18 protein-coding genes are annotated in these 16,795 nt (G+C 72.7%); 7 read left to right on the top strand and 11 right to left on the bottom strand.

The genetic code is table 11. From position 1 onward, the window contains the following. Positions 1 to 31 precede the first annotated feature (31 nt). The gene (locus tag ACQZ2A_RS09780; protein ID WP_430210170.1) at positions 32 to 598 is read right to left on the bottom strand and encodes a hypothetical protein; all 567 of its coding nucleotides are present in this window, start codon (positions 596 to 598) and stop codon (positions 32 to 34) included. Positions 599 to 637: 39 nt separating this feature from the next. On the opposite strand from ACQZ2A_RS09780, the gene ligD (ACQZ2A_RS09775) reads away from it, so the two are divergent. The 3 genes from ligD (ACQZ2A_RS09775) (at position 638) to ACQZ2A_RS09765 (ending at position 2,877) form a co-directional block, all read left to right on the top strand. Further along, complete coding sequence (gene ligD / locus ACQZ2A_RS09775) at positions 638 to 1,594, top strand: non-homologous end-joining DNA ligase (RefSeq protein ID WP_430210167.1); 957 nt, start codon at positions 638 to 640, stop codon at positions 1,592 to 1,594. Beyond that, a complete protein-coding gene (ligD, locus tag ACQZ2A_RS09770) occupies positions 1,587 to 2,471 on the top strand; it encodes a non-homologous end-joining DNA ligase (RefSeq protein WP_430210164.1) in 885 nt (294 codons plus the stop codon). Before ligD (ACQZ2A_RS09775) ends, ligD (ACQZ2A_RS09770) begins: the two co-directional genes overlap by 8 nt. Before the next feature lie 151 nt (positions 2,472 to 2,622). After that, positions 2,623 to 2,877 (top strand): hypothetical protein, encoded by a 255-nt coding sequence (locus tag ACQZ2A_RS09765; protein WP_430210161.1) that lies wholly within the window; start codon positions 2,623 to 2,625, stop codon positions 2,875 to 2,877. A gap of 106 nt (positions 2,878 to 2,983) precedes the next feature. Here ACQZ2A_RS09765 and ACQZ2A_RS09760 read toward each other — a convergent pair whose 3' ends face one another. The 4 genes from ACQZ2A_RS09760 to ACQZ2A_RS09745 all read right to left on the bottom strand — a co-directional run bounded on the left by ACQZ2A_RS09760 (position 2,984) and on the right by ACQZ2A_RS09745 (position 6,026). Then, on the bottom strand, positions 2,984 to 3,565 hold the full coding sequence (locus ACQZ2A_RS09760) for a (2Fe-2S)-binding protein (protein ID WP_430210159.1): 582 nt from the start codon (positions 3,563 to 3,565) through the stop codon (positions 2,984 to 2,986). A 303-nt stretch (positions 3,566 to 3,868) separates the two neighbouring features. Next, a complete protein-coding gene (locus ACQZ2A_RS09755) occupies positions 3,869 to 4,210 on the bottom strand; it encodes a histone-like nucleoid-structuring protein Lsr2 (protein ID WP_430210157.1) in 342 nt (113 codons plus the stop codon). A 120-nt stretch (positions 4,211 to 4,330) separates the two neighbouring features. After that, positions 4,331 to 4,570 carry a hypothetical protein gene (locus tag ACQZ2A_RS09750; protein WP_430210154.1) on the bottom strand — a complete coding sequence of 80 codons (240 nt, stop codon included), beginning with the start codon at positions 4,568 to 4,570 and terminating at the stop codon, positions 4,331 to 4,333. A 4-nt stretch (positions 4,571 to 4,574) separates the two neighbouring features. Further along, positions 4,575 to 6,026: a lysine--tRNA ligase gene (locus tag ACQZ2A_RS09745; protein WP_430210322.1), complete on the bottom strand. Its 1,452-nt coding sequence runs from the start codon at positions 6,024 to 6,026 to the stop codon at positions 4,575 to 4,577. A 410-nt stretch (positions 6,027 to 6,436) separates the two neighbouring features. Here ACQZ2A_RS09745 and ACQZ2A_RS09740 point away from each other — a divergent pair, with 410 nt between their 5' ends. Further along, positions 6,437 to 7,192, top strand: a complete 756-nt coding sequence (locus ACQZ2A_RS09740) for an AAA family ATPase (RefSeq protein ID WP_430210152.1) — start codon at positions 6,437 to 6,439, stop codon at positions 7,190 to 7,192. Between the two features lie 12 nt (positions 7,193 to 7,204). Here ACQZ2A_RS09740 and ACQZ2A_RS09735 read toward each other — a convergent pair whose 3' ends face one another. Beyond that, positions 7,205 to 8,065, bottom strand: coding sequence for a sugar phosphate isomerase/epimerase family protein (locus ACQZ2A_RS09735; RefSeq protein ID WP_430210149.1), 861 nt, complete (start codon positions 8,063 to 8,065; stop codon positions 7,205 to 7,207). A gap of 111 nt (positions 8,066 to 8,176) precedes the next feature. Between ACQZ2A_RS09735 and ACQZ2A_RS09730 the strand changes: the two genes are divergently transcribed. Genes ACQZ2A_RS09730 through ACQZ2A_RS09720 form a run of 3 tightly spaced genes read left to right on the top strand, consistent with a single transcriptional unit; the run spans position 8,177 to position 10,575 of the window. Beyond that, a complete protein-coding gene (locus ACQZ2A_RS09730) occupies positions 8,177 to 9,112 on the top strand; it encodes a TIM barrel protein (RefSeq protein ID WP_430210146.1) in 936 nt (311 codons plus the stop codon). Positions 9,113 to 9,129: 17 nt separating this feature from the next. Continuing rightward, positions 9,130 to 10,134 carry a Gfo/Idh/MocA family protein gene (locus ACQZ2A_RS09725; protein ID WP_430210143.1) on the top strand — a complete coding sequence of 335 codons (1,005 nt, stop codon included), beginning with the start codon at positions 9,130 to 9,132 and terminating at the stop codon, positions 10,132 to 10,134. Positions 10,135 to 10,149: 15 nt separating this feature from the next. Beyond that, positions 10,150 to 10,575, top strand: a complete 426-nt coding sequence (locus ACQZ2A_RS09720; RefSeq protein ID WP_430210141.1) for a universal stress protein — start codon at positions 10,150 to 10,152, stop codon at positions 10,573 to 10,575. A 282-nt stretch (positions 10,576 to 10,857) separates the two neighbouring features. Here the strand turns inward: ACQZ2A_RS09720 and ACQZ2A_RS09715 are convergent, their stop codons facing one another. The 5 genes from ACQZ2A_RS09715 to iolD form a co-directional block, all read right to left on the bottom strand. Then, positions 10,858 to 11,421 carry a sugar phosphate isomerase/epimerase family protein gene (locus tag ACQZ2A_RS09715; RefSeq protein WP_430210138.1) on the bottom strand — a complete coding sequence of 188 codons (564 nt, stop codon included), beginning with the start codon at positions 11,419 to 11,421 and terminating at the stop codon, positions 10,858 to 10,860. A gap of 139 nt (positions 11,422 to 11,560) precedes the next feature. Further along, complete coding sequence (locus tag ACQZ2A_RS09710; protein ID WP_430210136.1) at positions 11,561 to 12,466, bottom strand: ATP-binding cassette domain-containing protein; 906 nt, start codon at positions 12,464 to 12,466, stop codon at positions 11,561 to 11,563. Next, positions 12,466 to 13,503 (bottom strand): ABC transporter permease, encoded by a 1,038-nt coding sequence (locus tag ACQZ2A_RS09705; RefSeq protein ID WP_430210134.1) that lies wholly within the window; start codon positions 13,501 to 13,503, stop codon positions 12,466 to 12,468. The genes ACQZ2A_RS09710 and ACQZ2A_RS09705 overlap by 1 nt, the downstream gene beginning before the upstream one ends. A gap of 7 nt (positions 13,504 to 13,510) precedes the next feature. Beyond that, positions 13,511 to 14,485 carry a substrate-binding domain-containing protein gene (locus ACQZ2A_RS09700; protein ID WP_430210131.1) on the bottom strand — a complete coding sequence of 325 codons (975 nt, stop codon included), beginning with the start codon at positions 14,483 to 14,485 and terminating at the stop codon, positions 13,511 to 13,513. Positions 14,486 to 14,858: 373 nt separating this feature from the next. Next, a complete protein-coding gene (gene iolD / locus ACQZ2A_RS09695; RefSeq protein ID WP_430210129.1) occupies positions 14,859 to 16,769 on the bottom strand; it encodes a 3D-(3,5/4)-trihydroxycyclohexane-1,2-dione acylhydrolase (decyclizing) in 1,911 nt (636 codons plus the stop codon). Between the last annotated feature and the right edge of the window lie 26 nt (positions 16,770 to 16,795).

Here is a 16,795-nt window from a genome sequence, read left to right as displayed (position 1 = left end):
GTCGTGGCCCGGTGGGGAGGGGGCGCGGGCCTCAGGTCCGGGCGAGGACCGCCTCGACCAGGCCGCCCAGCGGGTCGGGGAGGTCGTCGGGGTCGAGACGTCCCGCGAGCCGGGCCGCCATCCGGCTCTTGCGCCCGGACCCGGAGCCGGCGAACCGGTGCAGCTGCTCGGCGACCGGCCGGCCCCGCCAGTGCGGCATCTGGGCGAGGGACTCGAAGGCGCCGAGCTCGGCCATCCCGGCGAGCTCCTCGCGCACGACGTCGGGCCCGAGCGCGCGGATGAGGACGTCCTCGAGGTCGCGGTCGCAGACGAGGACGCCGTGCCAGCCGAGCTCCTCGACGGTGTCGGCCCGCACCCCGTGGCGGCGCAGCGCCCCGCTGGCGAAGCGGACCTCGGGGGCGTCGACGAGGGCCAGCACGCCGGGGCCGGGCCCACCGAGCGCGTCGAGGTGGCGGGCCAGGTTGGTGACGCCGCCCATCGGGACGACCTCGGCGGCTGCGCCCCGGGCGTCGAGGAGGGCCCGGACGACGACGGCGTCGCTCTCGCCCTCGACGAGCACGACGGGGCCGGGTGGCCGCGCGGCTCCGGTCGGCTCCATGCGGTGACGCTAGCCGAGGCGCACCGGCAGGATGGGGCCATGCGCCCGATGCTCGCCACCGCTGCCGAGGCCCCGCCGCGGGGCGAGGCGTGGGTGCACGAGGTGAAGTGGGACGGGATGCGGGTGCTCGTCGACGTGCGGGGCGGCGCGGTGACCGTGACGAGCCGCACCGAGCGCGACGTCACGCCGGCCTTCCCCGAGCTCGACGCCCTCGGCGCCACCTACGACGACCTGCTGCTCGACGGTGAGGTCGTCGCGATGGAGGACGGCCGGCCGAGCTTCCACGCCCTCGCCGAGCGGATGCACGTCTCGAAGCGGCGCCAGGCCGAGCGGCTCGTGGCCGGGCGGCCGGTCACCCTCATGGTCTTCGACCTGCTGCGCCTCTTCGGCCAGGACCTGACGCGCCAGCCGTGGTCGGTCCGGCGGCGGCTGCTGGAGGAGCTCGAGCTCGACGGCCGCTCGTGGCACGTCCCGGAGGTGCACGACGACGGCGAGGTGCTGCTGCGGGTCACCGCGGAGCAGGGGCTGGAGGGCGTCGTCAGCAAGCGGCGCTCCGCGACCTATGTGCCGGGGCGGCGCTCGGCGGACTGGCGCAAGGTCGCGCACCGGCGCACGTACTCGGTCGTCGTCGGCGGGTGGCGACCCGAGGTCGGCTCGGGGGCGTCCTCGGCGGACCGGCTGGGCGCGGTGCTCGTCGGGCTGCCGGACGACGACGGCGGCTGGCGGTACGCCGGGCGGGTGGGGTCCGGGCTCGCCGGGTCGGCCGGGGTGGCCCTGCTGCGGCGGCTGCGGGCCGCCGAGCGCGACACCTCGCCCTTCGCCGACGAGGTGCCGCGCATCGACGCCTCCGGCACGACGTGGGTCGAGCCGCGGCTGGTCGTCGAGGTCCGCACGCTGATGCTCACCGCCGACCACCGGCTGCGCCAGCCCACCTACCTCGGGGTGCGCCACGACCTGACGCCCGAGGAGCTGCGGGAGGTGGAGGAGGGTGGCTGAGCGCTACGTGCCGTCGGTGACGCGGGTCGAGGTCGGGGGCCGGCGCCTCAAGCTGACCAGCCTCGAGAAGGTGATGTACCCCGCGAGCGAGACGACCAAGGGCGAGGTGCTCGACTACTACGCGCGCGTCTCGGAGGTCCTCCTTCCGCACCTCGCGGACCGGCCGGTGACCCGGGTGCGCTGGCCGCACGGCGTCGAGGACCAGATGTTCTTCGAGAAGAACCTGCCGTCCGGCGCGCCATCGTGGCTGCCGCGGGTCCCCGTCGACGACGTCACCTACCCGATGGTCCCCGGGATGGCCGAGCTCGCCTACCTCGTCAACCTCAACTCCCTCGAGCTGCACGTGCCGCAGTGGACGGTCGATGCGGACCAGGTGCGGCAGAACCCGAACCGGCTCGTCATCGACCTCGACCCGGGCAAGCCGGCGGGTCTGCACGAGTGCGCGCGGGTGGCGCTCATCGTCCGGGAGCGTCTGGAGCGGCTGGGCCTCGAGCTGTACCCGGTCACCTCGGGCAGCAAGGGGATGCAGCTGTACGCCAGGCTCGGGGGCGACCTGACGTCGGACCAGGTGCGCGAGCTCGCGATGCAGCTGGCGCAGGAGATGACCAAGAAGCATCCCGAGCTGGTGCTGTGGAAGATGACGAAGTCGCTGCGGCCCGGGAAGGTCTTCCTGGACTGGAGCCAGAACGTCGCGGCGAAGACGACCATCAGCCCGTACTCGCTGCGCGGCCGCGAGCTGCCGAACGTCGCGGCCCCGCGCACGTGGGACGAGGTGGAACGTGGTGCGTCGGAACCGGATGCGTTGCGGCAGCTGATGTTCGACGAGGTGCTCGAGCGGGTCGAGCGCGACGGCGACCTCCTCGCCGACCTCCCCTGACCTACCCCCACCGACCCGACTGATTGCCCATCCGCCACCTCGCGCGGGCTCGAACGGACCTTGTGAGGTGGCGGATGCGCAATCAGTCGGTCATCGGGACTGCACAGGCGGGGTACAGCGGGGGCATCCGTGGCCGGCGGAGCGTGGAGCCATGACCAGGACCCGCACCCCGCACCCCCGTCCCTCCGGCCGGCGCGTCCTCGGCGCCCTGACCTCGGCGGCGGCGGTCGCCCTGGTCGGCGTCGCGGCCCTCCCGCCGGCCACCGCAGCCGCGGCCGGCGTCGCGGACGACCACCCGCGCCTGCTCGTGGCGGGCCAGGACCCGGCCGCCCTCCCCACGGCCACGAGCACCCGGGCGGCCACCTACCGCTGGGACGGCACCCGGTTCGTCGCCACCACCCCCTGACCCCCGACTGCACCCACCCGACTGATTGCGCATCCGCCACCTCGCGGGTGCTCGGACGGGCCGTCCGAGGTGGCAGATGCGCAATAAGTCGGGGACGGCAGGCGGGTCAGGGGTGGCGGCGGAGGCGGGGGCAGCCGGCGCACTCCACGCACCCGGGCAGGGCGTAGATGAGGCAGCAGGACTCGCGCGCCAGCGCTCCCGGGCGCAGCAGCCCGGCGGCGCCCTCGGCCTCGCGGCGGGCGGCGGCCCACATGTCGTCGACGAGGGCGGAGCGCACGTGCGGGCCGAGCCGGACGTCGGTGCGGTACCCGGCGGCGAGCGGCTCGGCGACGGCGCGGTAGTCGCGCTCGGCGGCGTCGAGCCGGTCCTCGAGCGGGGCGTCGTCGGCCGTGAGCCCGCCCAGCCGGACGACGTCCGGGACCAGGGCCGGGCCGAGCGAGAACGTGAGGTCGGCGAGGCCGGCCCGCCACGGGCCGGCGGCCGCCGCGTGCGCCGCCGTGTGGGCGGGTACCTGGAGGGCCCACTGGAGGACGAAGACCGACGCCACCGCGGGCGGTGCGACGCCGTCGTACCAGCGGGCGTGCAGGGCCCGCAGGTCACGTTGCCAGTCGCCGGTGTCGTCGTGGGGGCGGCGCGGCAGCGGGGGGCCGCCGGCGGTGAAGCGCAGCCACGCGTGCCGGCGGGACATGCGGGAGGGGGGGGGGGGGGGGGGGGGGGGGGGGGGGGGGGGGGGCGGGGGGGCGGGGGGGGGGGGGGGGGGGGGGGGGGGGGGGGGGGGGGGGGGGGGGGGGGGGGGGGGGGGGGGGGGGGGGGGGGGGGGGGGGGGGGGGGGGGGGGGGGGGGGGGGGGGGGGGGGGGTGGGGGGGGGGGGGGGGGGGGGGGGGGGGGGGGGGGGGGGGGTGGTGGGGGGCGGGGGGGGGGGGGGGGGGGGGGGGGGGGGGGCGGCCCCGGGGGGGGGGCCCCCCCCCCGTGACCGTGGGGTCGGGGTGGGTCAGGAGTTCGCCTTCTCGTAGGCCTCTTGCACCTCGGTGGAGATGCGGCCGCGCTCGCTGACGTCGTAGCCGTTGGCGCGGGCCCACTCGCGGATGGCGCTGACGTCGCGGCGCGGGCCCTTGCCCGTCGAGCCGGAGGCCGCACGACCCGCGGAGCGGCGTCCGCCGGTGCGCTCGGCGTGGCCGATCCACACGGCGAGGGCGTCGCGGAGCTTGGCCGCGTTGGCGCTGGTGAGGTCGATCTCGTAGCTGACGCCGTCGAGCGCGAACGTCACCGTCTCGTCGGCGGCCGACTCCTTGTCGACGTCGTCCACGAGGAGGACCTGGACCTTCTTGGCCATCTGCAATTCCTTCGGTGAGGGATCAATTTTTTTCGGACGGCACCGAGCATGCCGCACGGCGTCATCCCGAAACTACAGCCATGGTAAAGCAGTGGTAAAGACTCTGCTTTCGGAAAGTCCTCAGGAGGGATTTCCCGGGTCGCCGGGAGTTCCGCCCTCCGGACCGGTCCGCGGCTCGTCGTGCGTGACGGCGTCCGGGTCCGCGGAGGCGCGGGAGCGGTCCTGCTCGGCCTCGAACTTGCTCTGCGCCAACCGTTCCCGGCGGTCTCCCTCGATCATCCGCTTGATGATGACGTAGAAGAACGCCGCGACGACGATGGTCGGGATGATCGCGACGAGATAGGGGACGACGGAATCCATCGGGTCAGGCCTCGGGCTTCAGGTGGGGGAAGAGGATGGTCTCGCGGATGTTCGCCCCGGTGAAGAGCATGATCATCCGGTCGATTCCCAGGCCGAGCCCGCCCATCGGTGGTGCGCCGTATTCGAGGGCCCGCAGAAAGTCCTCGTCCAGCTGCATCGCCTCGGGGTCGCCGCCGGCCGCGCGCAGCGACTGCTCGGTGAGCACCTGGCGCTGCACCACGGGGTCGACCAGCTCGGAGAACCCGGTGCCGCGCTCGACCCCGGCGATGATCAGGTCCCACGCCTCGATGAGCCCCGGCGCGCTGCGGTGGGGGCGGGCCAGCGGCTGGGCGATGGCCGGGTAGTCGCAGAGGAAGGTCGGCTGGAGGAGCTGCGGCTCGACGACCTCGCCGAGCAGCTCGAGGAAGACCTTGTCCTTCTCCAGGCCCGGGTCGACCTCGACCCCGTGCCGCTCCGCGTGCTCGAGCAGGGTCTCCTTCGGGGTGTCGATGGTGACCGGCTCGCCCACCGCCTCGCTGACCGCCTCGTAGACGGGCAGCCAGCGCCACTCGCCGTCGAGGTCGACGGTGCCGGCCGGTGTCTCCACCCGGCGCGAGCCCAAAGCGTCCGCGACCCCGAGGTACAGGTCGCGCATCAGCGCACCGATGGAGGTCTGGTCACCCCACGCCTGGTAGGCCTCGAGCATCGTGAACTCGGGGGAGTGCGTGGCGTCGACGCCCTCGTTGCGGAAGATCCGGCCCATCTCGTAGACCCGGTCGACCCCACCGACGACGGCCTTCTTGAGGTTCAGCTCGAGGGCGATGCGCAGCACCATCTCGTGGTCGAAGGCGTTCATGTGGGTGCGGAACGGGCGCGCGGCGGCCCCGCCGTGGACCAGCTGGATGATCGGCGTCTCGACCTCGACGTACCCCTGCTCGCCGAGCACCGAGCGGACGGCGCCCAGGGCGGCGGCCTTGGTGCGCACCATGTCCCGCGCCTCCTGGCGCACCACGAGGTCGGCGTAGCGCTGGCGCACCCGCGACTCCTCGGACAGCTCCTTGTGCAGCACCGGCAGCGGGCGCAGCGCCTTGCTCGCCATCCCCCAGCGCGTGGCCATCACGGAGAGCTCGCCGCGGCGGGAGCTGATGACGCGCCCCTCGACCCACACGTGGTCACCGAGGTCGACGTCGGCCTTCCACGCGGCCAGGGCGTCCTCGCCGACCTCGGCGAGGCTGAGCATCACCTGGAGGCGGGTGCCGGCGCCCTCCTGGAGGGTGGCGAAGGCGAGCTTGCCGGTGTTCCGGACGAAGACGGCCCGCCCGGCGACGGCGACGACGTCGTCGGTCTCGACACCGGTCTCGAGGTGGCCCCAGGTCTCGCGCACGTCGGCGAGGGAGTGGGTGCGCGGCACCGCGACGGGGTAGGCCTCGCCGCCGGCCGCGACGAGGCGGTCGCGCTTCTCGCGTCGCACCCGCATCTGCTCGGGCAGGTCGGCCTCGGGGACGGCGGGGGTGGCGTTCTCGGTCACGGGGGCCAAGCCTACGGGGGTCGCGGGTCGCGCCCGGCGGACGGTCCGCCGGGCGTGATGCCGGTCATGCCGTCGCGCACCGGGGTGGGCGGATGGTGCAGAATCTCCACAGGTGGCGATTAAAAGTGCGCCACCAGGTCGCGTCCCCCGGTGCGGACGCCGCCGCCGCGGAGCCCACGAGGCCCCGCGGCCGCGTCCCCGCCGGTGAGCGTGCCGTCGCCGCGGCCCCGGCCGCGCCCCGGCCGACGCGACCGACTCGGCACCGGACGGGCGGAGGTTCTGCAGGGGGCCGCCGCCCGCCCGGGCGCTCGGGCACCGCCCCCGGACCCGTGTCGGCGCCGGTCGGTAGCGTCGGCGCCATGGCGCGGGCCGGGACGTGGGAGGAGGGCCTGCCGGCCCGGCGCCTCGAGCGCATCACCCAGGTCGAGCTGCCGGCGGCCGGTACCTGGCCGCTCACCGTCCCGGCCGTCGCCCAGGTGCTCGAGCACGGGCTCGACCTCGCGCGCTGCACGGTCCTCGTCGGCGAGAACGGGTCCGGCAAGTCCACCCTCGTCGAGGCGCTCGCGATGGCGGCCGGCATGAACGCCGAGGGCGGATCCACCGGGGCCACCCACCGCACCCACGCCAGCGAGTCGCCGCTGCACGAGTGGGTCCGCGTCGTCCGCGACCCCGGGGCGCCGCGCTGGGGCTACTTCGTGCGCGCCGAGACGATGCACGGCCTGTTCACCTGGCTCGACACCAACCCCGGGCCCACCGACCCCGCCTTCCACGCGATGTCGCACGGCGAGTCCTTCGTGTCGCTCCTCGGCACCCGGCGCTTCCGGGGCGAGGGGCTGTTCGTGATGGACGAGCCCGAGGCGGGGCTCTCCTTCTCGGCCCAGCTCCACCTCGTGGCGGAGCTGACCGAGATGGCCCGCCGGCCACGCACGCAGGTCGTCATCGCCACGCACTCACCGGTGCTCGCCGCCATCCCGGGCGCTCGCCTGCTCGAGCTCGGGGAGCACGGGGTGCGCGAGAGCGCGTGGGACGACCTCGACGTCGTGGCCCACCACCGGGGCTTCCTCGATGCCCCGCGCCGGTACCTGCGGCACGTGGTCGACGACCTCGACGGCTGAGTCGACCCGGCCTCAGCCCAGGGCGCGCGTGAGCAGGGCGCTCGCGGACTCGTGCGCGCGCCGCAGGCCCTCCTCGACCGGGAGGGCGCGGTGCTCTGCCGAGATGACCTCGACGCCCCACGGGCCCGTGAAGCCGGTGCCGGCGACCACACGCACGAGGCCCTCGAGGTCGAAGCAGCCCTCGCCGGGGTAGCGCCGGCGCTCGACGGTGTCCTCGAAGAGGGTGCCGACGACCTCGGGGTCGGCGTCGTCGAGCTCCACCCCGAACACCGATCCCGGGGGGAGTGCGTCACGCAGCTCCTCGAGCCCGGTCCCGGCCCGGAAGACGTGCCACGCGTCGACGAGCAGGCCGAGCCCGGGGTGGTCGACCTCGGCGACCAGCCGGGCGCCCAGAGGGACGGAGGCCACCGACGAGAACGGCAGGGGCTCGAGCGCGACCCGGACGCCGCGCTCGCCGGCCACGCCCACCAGCTCGCGCAGCGGCGCGACGAGCGTGGGCCAGGTCGAGGGGTCCGCCCCGAACGGACACCCGGCCTTCACGTGGCGGGCCCCCAGGGCCACCGCCGCGTCGAGGAGCAGGTCGCGCGTGGCGTCCGACTCGACCTTCGGCGCACCGGTCGTCCACCAGTCGGAGACCAGCTCGACCTCGGTGTGCCGCAGCCCCGCCGCGTCGACGAGGTCGCGCAGCCCGGACCACCCGATGTGGTCCCGCGCGGCCCGGAGGTCGGTGGCGTTCAGCCCGATGCCCTGCCACCCGCCGGCAGCGATCGCGCGCACCCGTTCCTCGAGGGGGAGCGGGCTCAGCTCGTTCCGCAGGGGAGCCGAGTCGCCGGCACTCGTCCAACAGGTCGCGAGCAGCTCGTGGGTCGGCACGGGGCCTCCATCCGGTCGGGGGACGAATTCGTGGGCCACCCTATGCTGGCATGACGTAATGACCTAACATATTCCCCGAGACCCTGCCCTCATCGTCGAGAGGAACCCGCCGTGGCCGAGTCCAAGGCAACCAACACCACCGACCCGCGCTACAGCAAGCTCACCCTCGGGGTCTGCCCGGACCAGTGGGGCGTGTGGTTCCCCCAGGACGAGAAGCAGATCGACTGGGACGTCGCCCTCGACGAGATGGCCACCGCCGGGTTCTCGGTGATGGAGACCGGTCCCTTCGGCTACTTCCCGACCGACCCGAAGCGCCTCCAGGAGGAGATGGACGCCCGCGGCTTCCGCGTCGTCGCCGGCACCGGGTGGGGCATCCTCCACAAGGCCGAGGCCTGGGCCGACACCGAGGCGTTCTTCCGCCGGATCGGCGAGACCCACGCGGCCGTCGGCGCCGAGTACGTCGTGCACCTGCCCCCGATGTTCCGCGACGAGAAGACCGGCGACTACATCGACGACAAGGTGCTCAGCACCGAGGCGTGGAACCTCTACATCAAGAACGCCGACCGGCTCGGGCGGATCATGAAGGAGGACTACGGCCTGAAGATGGTGCTGCACCCCCACGGCGACAGCCACATCGAGACGCCCGAGGACATCGACCGCGTCTTCCAGGCCACGGACCCCGAGTACGTCGGCTTCTGCCTCGACACCGGCCACATCATCTACGGCGACGGCGACCCGATGGAGCTGTGCCGCAAGTACCCCGAGCGGATCTCCTACGTGCACATCAAGGCGATGGACCAGGGTCTGGTCAAGCAGGCGCACGACGAGGACTGGCCCTTCGTCAAGGCCGTGCACGCCGGTGTCTCGGTGGCGCCGCCGGCCGGCCTGCCCGACATGCGTGACCTCGTCGAGGCGCTCGCCGACCTCGACAAGGAGCTCTACGTCGTGTGCGAGCAGGACATGTACGGCTGCCCCAAGGACCAGCCCCTGCCCATCGCCGTCCAGACGCGGGAGTACCTCGCCTCCCTCGGCCTCGGCCTGACGTGACGAGGGAGAGCCACGACATGACCGTCCGCATCGGGATGATCGGCCCCGGGGGCATGGGGCAGGCCCACATCGACCGCATCCACACCGTCATCGCCGGTGGTCGCGTCGTGGCCGTCAGCGACGTCAACGCCGACAACGCGCGGGCCGTCGCCGAGCGCATCGGCGGTGTCGCGCACGCCAGCTCGGCCGAGCTCATCGCCAGTGACGACGTCGACGCCGTGATGATCTGCAGCTTCGGCCCGGCCCACGAGGTCGACGTCCTCGCCTGCATCGCCGCCGGGAAGCCGGTCTTCTGCGAGAAGCCGCTCACCCCGACGGCCGACGCGGCGCTGCGCATCATGGAGGCCGAGCAGGCCGCCGGCCGCCGGCTGGTGACCGTGGGGTTCATGCGCCGCTTCGACGCGAGCTACCGCCAGATGAAGGCGCTGCTCGACTCCGGGGACCTCGGTGAGACGCTCATGGTCCACTGCGCGCACCGGAACCCGACCGTGCCGGAGCAGTACACGTGGGACATGGCGATCAACGACACCGCCATCCACGAGGTCGACACGATGCGCTGGCTGCTCGGCGAGGAGTTCGTCTCGGCCCGGGTCGACACCCCGAAGAAGACCTCGCTGCGCTTCCCGCACCTGCAGGACCCGCTCGTCCTCATCCTCACGAGCGAGTCCGGTGTGCGCGTCGACGACGAGATCTTCGTCAACTGCCAGTTCGGGTACGACATCCGCTGCGAAGCGGTGGCGGAGAAGGGCGCGGTCAGCCTCGCCGACCAGAACGTCATCGACGTCCGCCGCGACTTCCGCGCCTCGAACGGCATCACCCGCGACCACAACGAACGGTTCTGGGGCGCCTTCGTCACCGAGGTCCAGGAGTGGATCTCGGCCGTCGCGCGCGGCGAGCACACGGGCTCCACCAGCTGGGACGGCTACGCCGCCGCCTGCGTGTGCGACGCCGGCGTCAAGGCCCTCACCGAGGACGGCGAGGTCGCCGTCGAGATGATCGACAAGCCGGCGTTCTACGCCTGACCCGAGGAGGACCTCATGACCGTTGCCGTCGCCCACCACGCGAGTGGGGCCAGCGCGTCCGTCCTGGACGCCGCCGTCGACGAGGCCGCCCGGCGGGGGGTCGAGCTGGTGGTGGTCACCGTCGTCACCGGGAAGGACCTCGACAGCGAGAGCGCCCTGCGGGACGGGATCGGGGACCTGGTCGAGCAGGCGGCGGCCGCGCGAGGGGTCCAGGAACTCACGTGGCGGGTGGTCGTCGCAACGAGCGGCGACGAGAGCATCGACCAGACCGCTGCCGCCATCCTCGCCGCCGCCGAGGCGGCGCACGCCGGGCTGCTCGTCATCGGAGCACGACGTCGGTCGCGGGTCGGCAAGGCCTTCCTCGGCAGCGTCACCCAGGAGCTGCTCCTCGACGCGACGGTGCCGGTCCTCGTCGTCAAGGACCCCGCCGGCGCGGTGTAGGTCCCGTCGGCGGGCCCCGGTCGGACGTCGGCGGGGGACCAGTCGGGGGCCTCCTCGGGCGTCACCCGCCGGAGCAGCCCTGCCGCCCTGCGGACCCCCTCCACGGAGTTGAGCAGCACGTCCTCGTGCTCGATGTTCAGCGGGCCGTCGTAGCCGACCGAGCGCAGCGTGTAGACGACGTCCGCCCAGAAGGACTCCCCGCCGGGGTGGCCCAGACCGAGGGTGACGTCGTTCCACGCGCGCAGGTGCGAGCGCTCCATCGGGTGGCTCGTGAGCAGCCCGTCACGGGGGACGACCACGGGGGTCGAGCCTCGTGTCCTTCGCGTGGACGTGGACGATGTGCGGGCCGAGGGCCCGGATGACGGTGGGGATGCCCGCGCCCATCGCCATGAGGTGCGAGGGGTCGAGGTTGGCACCGACGACGTCGGGCCCGGCCGCCTCCACCAGGCGCAGGAGGGTGGAGACGTTGTACGCCAGCTGGTCGAAGCAGGCCTCGACCGCCAGGCGCACGCCGCGGTCGCGGGCGAACGCCGCGAGCTCGCGCCAGTACGGGATGGCGACCTCCTCCCACTGGTAACGCTCGATGGCGAGGTTCTCGGGGGGCCATGAGGACGTCACCCAGTTCGGCATGGAGTCGCCGGGCGCGCCGGCGGGGAGCCCCGACATGCAGACCACTTTGGGGACCTCGAGCGCCGACGCGACCTCGATGGTGTCCCGCAGCACCGCGGACTGGCGCTCCCCGTCCGTCGGGTGCAGGGGGTTGCCGTTCGCGTTGAGCGCCGTGAGGTGCAGCCCGCGGTCGGCCACCGCACCCCCGAGCTCCTCGCGCGCCGTCGCCGAGTCCACGAGCGTGGGCAGGTCGGCGTGGGGGATGTCGTGTGGGGGTGGGCACGTCGGTGGCCGGGATGGTCGCGGCCGACAGGATGCCCCCGGTGGGCCCAGCTCCACCGGGGGCATCGTCAGGGGTGCGTGGGCACCGACGGGGTCAGCGCTGCTCCACCTGCTCCTCCTCGAGGAGCTCGGCCCGGTCGTCGTCCGCGATGGTCGGGGCGACCACCTCGGCCTCGCCGTCCGGCGCCGGCGGGACGACCTTCCCCGGGTCGGCCCCCGCGAGCTCGTGGGACAGCTCCGCGAGCTCCTGCCCGCCGGCCATCTCCCCGGTCAGCTGCTCGAGGGTGAGGTCGTCCCGGTGCGCGTCGAGCACCACCCGTCCCAGCTTGAGGATGACGAAGTGGTTGCCGACGAGGTAGGCGTGGTGCGGGTTGTGGGTGATGAAGATGACCCCCAGCCCGGCATCGCGCATCTTGAGGATGTACTTGAGCACCACGCCGGACTGCTTGACGCCGAGGGCCGCCGTCGGCTCGTCGAGGATGACGACGTTGGCCCCGAAGTAGATGGCGCGGGCGATGGCGATGACCTGCCGCTGACCACCAGACAGGGCGGAGACCGGACGGTCGAGGTCGGGGATGACGATCCCCATCTTCGTGAGCTCCTCGCCCGCCACGCGCTTCATCTCCGCGAGATCGAGGCCGACGCCCTTGCGGATCTCGTTGCCCAGGAAGAAGTTGCGCCACACCGACATCAGCGGTGCGAGGGCGAGGTCCTGGTAGACGGTGGCGATGCCCGAGGCCTGCGCGACACGCGGCGACGCGAAGTGCGTCTCCTCGCCGTCGAGCTTCATCGTGCCCTCGGTGTAGTCGTGCAGCCCGGCGATGATTTTGATCAGCGTGGACTTGCCCGCACCGTTGTCGCCGAGGACGCAGGTGACCTCGCCCTTGCGGACACGCATGTTGACACCGCGCAGCGCGTGGACGTTGCCGTAGCGCTTCCCGACGTCGTCGAGCTCGAGGACCGGGGTGGGTGCCGGCGCGCCGGCCTGGTCGGTGGTCATCACGCCTCCGCCTTCCGCTTGACGGCCTGGTTGACCAGGACCGCACCGATGAGCAGGACACCCATGAAGGTCTTGAGCCAGTCGACGTCCCAGCCCGCGTAGGTGATCCCGAGGTTGGTCATGCCGTAGATGAGGGCACCGACCGAGGCGCCCGCCACCGAGCCGTACCCACCGGTGAGGAGGCAGCCGCCGATGACCGCCGCGATGATGTAGATGAACTCGTAGCCGACGCCGGCGCCCGACTGGACGTTGTTGTACTCGAACAGGTTGTGCATGCCGAGCAGCCAGGCCCCGAAGCCCACCCCCATGAAGAGGACGACCTTGGTCGCCGTGACCGGCACGCCGACCGCGCGCGCGGCGGCGGAGTCGCCGCCGGCCGCGAAGATCCAGTTGCCGTACCGGGTCCGCAGCAGCACGAAGGAGAGCAGCACGGTCAGCAGCAGCCAGTAGATGACCGGGCTCTTCAGCTCGATCGGGCCGACCTGCCAGGTCGAGGCGAACACCGCGTGAGCGCTGCCCCATCCGTCCATGTCGCTGATGTTGTTCGAGGAGACACCCCCCGCGATGAGGCGGGTCAGGGCGAGGTTGGCTCCCGAGAGCACGAAGAAGGAGCCGAGCGTCACGAGGAAGCTGGGCAGCTTGGTGGCCTGCAGCAGCCAGCCGTTGAAGGCGCCGACGGCGACCGAGAAGACGAGCGCGAAGATCACGCCCATCCACACGTTGAGGCCGAAGTACCACGTGGCGTGGGCGGCGGCGAGGCTGGACGAGACCACCGCGACACCGGCGGAGAGGTCGAACTCCCCACCGACCATCAACAGGGACACGAAGACCGCCATGAGGCCGATGGTCGACGCCTGGTAGAGCACGGTGCCGATGTTCCCGAGCTCCCGGAAGGCCGGGGCCATGAGGAGGAACAGGGCGGCGATGGCGACGGCGCCGATGACGGCGCCGACGGCCGGCATCCCGAGGTAGGTGGACAGAGACGACCGGGCCTTGACCCGGTCGTCTCCTGTCACCGCTGGTGTCGCGGTGGTCATCGTCCGGTCACCGCGTCCCGTTGGCTGCGAAGCCCGCGACGGCCTCGACGTTGCTGGCGTCGATGAAGGCCGGGCCGGTCGCGACGTTCTGGCCGCCGCCGAGGGTGTTGCCGTTCTTCTTGTAGAGCCACAGCGCGTCGATCGCGAGGTAGCCCTGGAGGTAGGGCTGCTGGTCCACCGCGAAGGTGACCGACTTGTCCTGGATCGCCTTGATGAGCTCCTCGTTCGTGTCGAAGGTGCCGACCTTCGCGCTGCTCCCGGCGGCCTTGACGGCCTTCCCGGCGTCGAGGGCGAACTGGGCGCCGAGGGTGATGACGTAGTCGACCGACTTGTCCTGGGTCAGCGCGGCCTGGATCTTCGTCGTCACGTCGGCGTCGTCGCGGCCGTTGACGAAGAGGCGGGTCACCTTGGCGCCGGCGGCACCCTTGGTCACGCCGTCACAGCGCGCCTCGAGCTGGGACTGGCCCTGCTCCTGGATGACGCACAGGATGTTCTTCGCACCCTCGCCCGCCGCCTTCTGGCCGACGGCGAGGCCGGCGTCGCTCTCGCTCTGCCCGAAGTAGCCGATGGCCCCGAGGCCGAGCGCGTCCGGGCCGCCGGCGTTGAACATCGTCACCGGGATACCCGCCGCCACGGCCTTCTTGACCGCGTCGCCGATGGCGCCGGTGTTCGGGTCGGTGATGGCGATGCCGTCCGGCTTCTTGTCGATCGCGGCCTGGATGAGCTGGGCCTGCTTCGTCGCGTCCGGGTCGTTCGTGTACTGGAAGTCGACGCCGTCCTTGGCGGCAGCGGCCTCGGCACCCTTGCGGATGCGGTCCCAGAAGGTGTCGCCGGGGGCCTGGTGGGTGACCATGATGATGGTCATCGTCTTCTCGGCGGCAGCGCCGGTGTCGCCCGATGCGTCGGTCGCCGACTTGCCTCCGCTCGAGCTGCAGGCGGCGAGGGCCAGCGTGGCGGAGGCGACGACGGCGGAAGCCGTCAATGCCTTCCGGAATCGACTCTGATTCATGGGAACGGTGTCCTTTCGGGGCGTGCCCTCGCAGCTCTGCGGGGGCCGGGGTGCCGCTCCGGTGGGCCCACGAGGGCTTGCCCGGGGTGCGCGCTCGCGACGGTGCGGCAGGTGGCCGGGGAGGTCGGCGAGGAGGGGGTTCCCGCCGGCGGTCCGCGGACCGGTCGAGCTGTTCAGTTGGGAGGGCCGGGGTGGCCTCGGGTGATATTGGACCTCGGGGGTGGCAGTGCTGTCAAGCAATTGTCCTGACATTCGGTCATAACAATTTCGCTGTGGTTGCAGGCCGCCCCGGACGCACGACGCCCGGGACGACGGTGTCGTCCCGGGCGGCGGAGGCGTGGGGTGCTCAGAGGTAGGGGCGCTGGCCCTGCTTGTTCGCAAGGTGCTCCTCGAAGGCCTTCTGCGTGGACTCCAGGGCGGACACCTCGGACACGGGTACGTCCCACCAGGCCGACCCGGGCGGGTTCGGGCCCATGAGGTCGGTCTCGATGTAGAGGACGGTCGTGCGGTCCGAGGCCGCGGCCTTCCCGTAGTTCTCGCGGAACTCGGCCATCGAGCCGCAGCGCAGCACGTCGGCACCCCAGGAGGCCGCGTTGGCGGCGAGGTCGAAGGGCACCTCGGCGCCGTCGAGCCGGCCGGTGGAGGACTGGCGCATCCGGTACTTCGTGCCGAACCGCTGCGAGCCGCGCGACTCGGACAGCGCTCCGATGGAGGCGAACCCGTGGTTCTGGAGCAGCACGATGATGACCTTCACGCCCTCGGAGACGATCGTCGCGATCTCCATGGGGAGCATCTGGTACGTGCCGTCGCCGACGATCGCCACGACCTCGTGCTCGTCGCCGACGGCCATCTTCACGCCGAGCGAGGCGGGGATCTCGTAGCCCATGCAGGAGAAGGCGTACTCGACGTGGTACTGCTCCGGGGTCGACGCCCGCCAGAGGCACTGGAGGTCGCCGGGCATCGAGCCGGCGGCGTTGATGACGACGTCCTGCGGGCCCATCAGCTCGTTGAGCGCACCGAAGACCTCGGTCTGGGCGGGCAGCGGTGTGTGGTCGCGGTGGTAGCACTCGTCGACGACCTGCTGCCACGCGGCGTCGAGGTCGACCGCCTCCTGCCGATAGGCCGAATCCACCTCCCAGCCGGCCAGGCCCTCGGTCAGGGCTCGCAGGGCCTCACGGGCGTCCGCAACGAGCATCGCGGCGCCGTGCTTGGCGGCGTCGAAGCCGAGCACGTTGACGTTGACGAAGCGCACGTCCTCGTCGGCGAAGACGGTGTGGCTGGCGGTCGTGAAGTCGGAGTAGCGCGTGCCGATGCCGATGACGACGTCGGCCTCGCGGGCCAGCGCGTTGGCGGCGGAGGAGCCGGTCGACCCGACTCCGCCAACGGCGGACGGGTGGTCCCAGTTGATGGCGCCCTTGCCGGCGTGGGTGTCGGACACCGGGATCCCCGTGGCCGAGGCGAAGGCCCGCAGCTCCTCGGAGGCCTCGGAGTACACGACACCGCCGCCGGCCACGACGAGCGGGCGCTTCGCGGAGCGGATGACGGCCAGCGCCCGCTCCAGGGCTGCCGGCTCGGGCACCGGGCGTCCGATGTGCCAGACCCGCCTGCGGAAGAAGGCGAGCGGCCAGTCGTGTGCCTCCGCCTGCACGTCCTGGGGCAGGCAGACCGTGACGGCGCCGGTGTCGGCCGGGTCGGTGAGCACCCGCATCGCGTTCATCAGCGACGGGATCAGCTGCTCCGGTCGGTTGATCCGGTCGAAGAAGCGCGACACCGGCCGGAAGACGTCGTTGACGCTGACGTCGAGCGTGCCGGGGTCCTCGAGCTGCTGGAGCACCGGGTCGGGCACCCGGTTCGCGAACTGGTCGGAGGGGAAGAGCAGCACCGGGATGCGGTTCGTCGTGGCGAGCGCGGCCCCGGTGACCATGTTGGTCGCGCCGGGCCCGATGGAGGTCGTCACCGCCATGACCTGGCGTCGGTTCCGGGTGCGGGAGAACGCGGTCGCGGCATGTACCGCCCCCTGCTCGTTGCGGGCGAGGTAGTAGGGCAGCTCGCCGAGGACGTCGTCGCCGGTGGCGCCCTCCTCCGACTGCACCTGGGCCTGGAGCAGCGCCTGCCCGACCCCCGCGACGTTGCCGTGGCCGAAGATGCCGAACATCCCCGTGACCAGGCGTTCCTCGGTACCGTCACGCTCGACGTGCTGGGCGGCCAGGAACTTCACGAGCGCCTGAGCGGTGGTCAGCCGCACGGTCGCGGTCATCGTCGACTCCTTCGTCGGGTCGGTGT

This window comes from Phycicoccus avicenniae (genome assembly GCF_050496545.1).
GTDB classification, from domain to species: Bacteria; Actinomycetota; Actinomycetes; order Actinomycetales; family Dermatophilaceae; genus Phycicoccus; species Phycicoccus avicenniae_A.
Note: the sequence above shows the minus strand (reverse complement) of the source record. Positions and strands in the feature narration are given on the sequence as shown.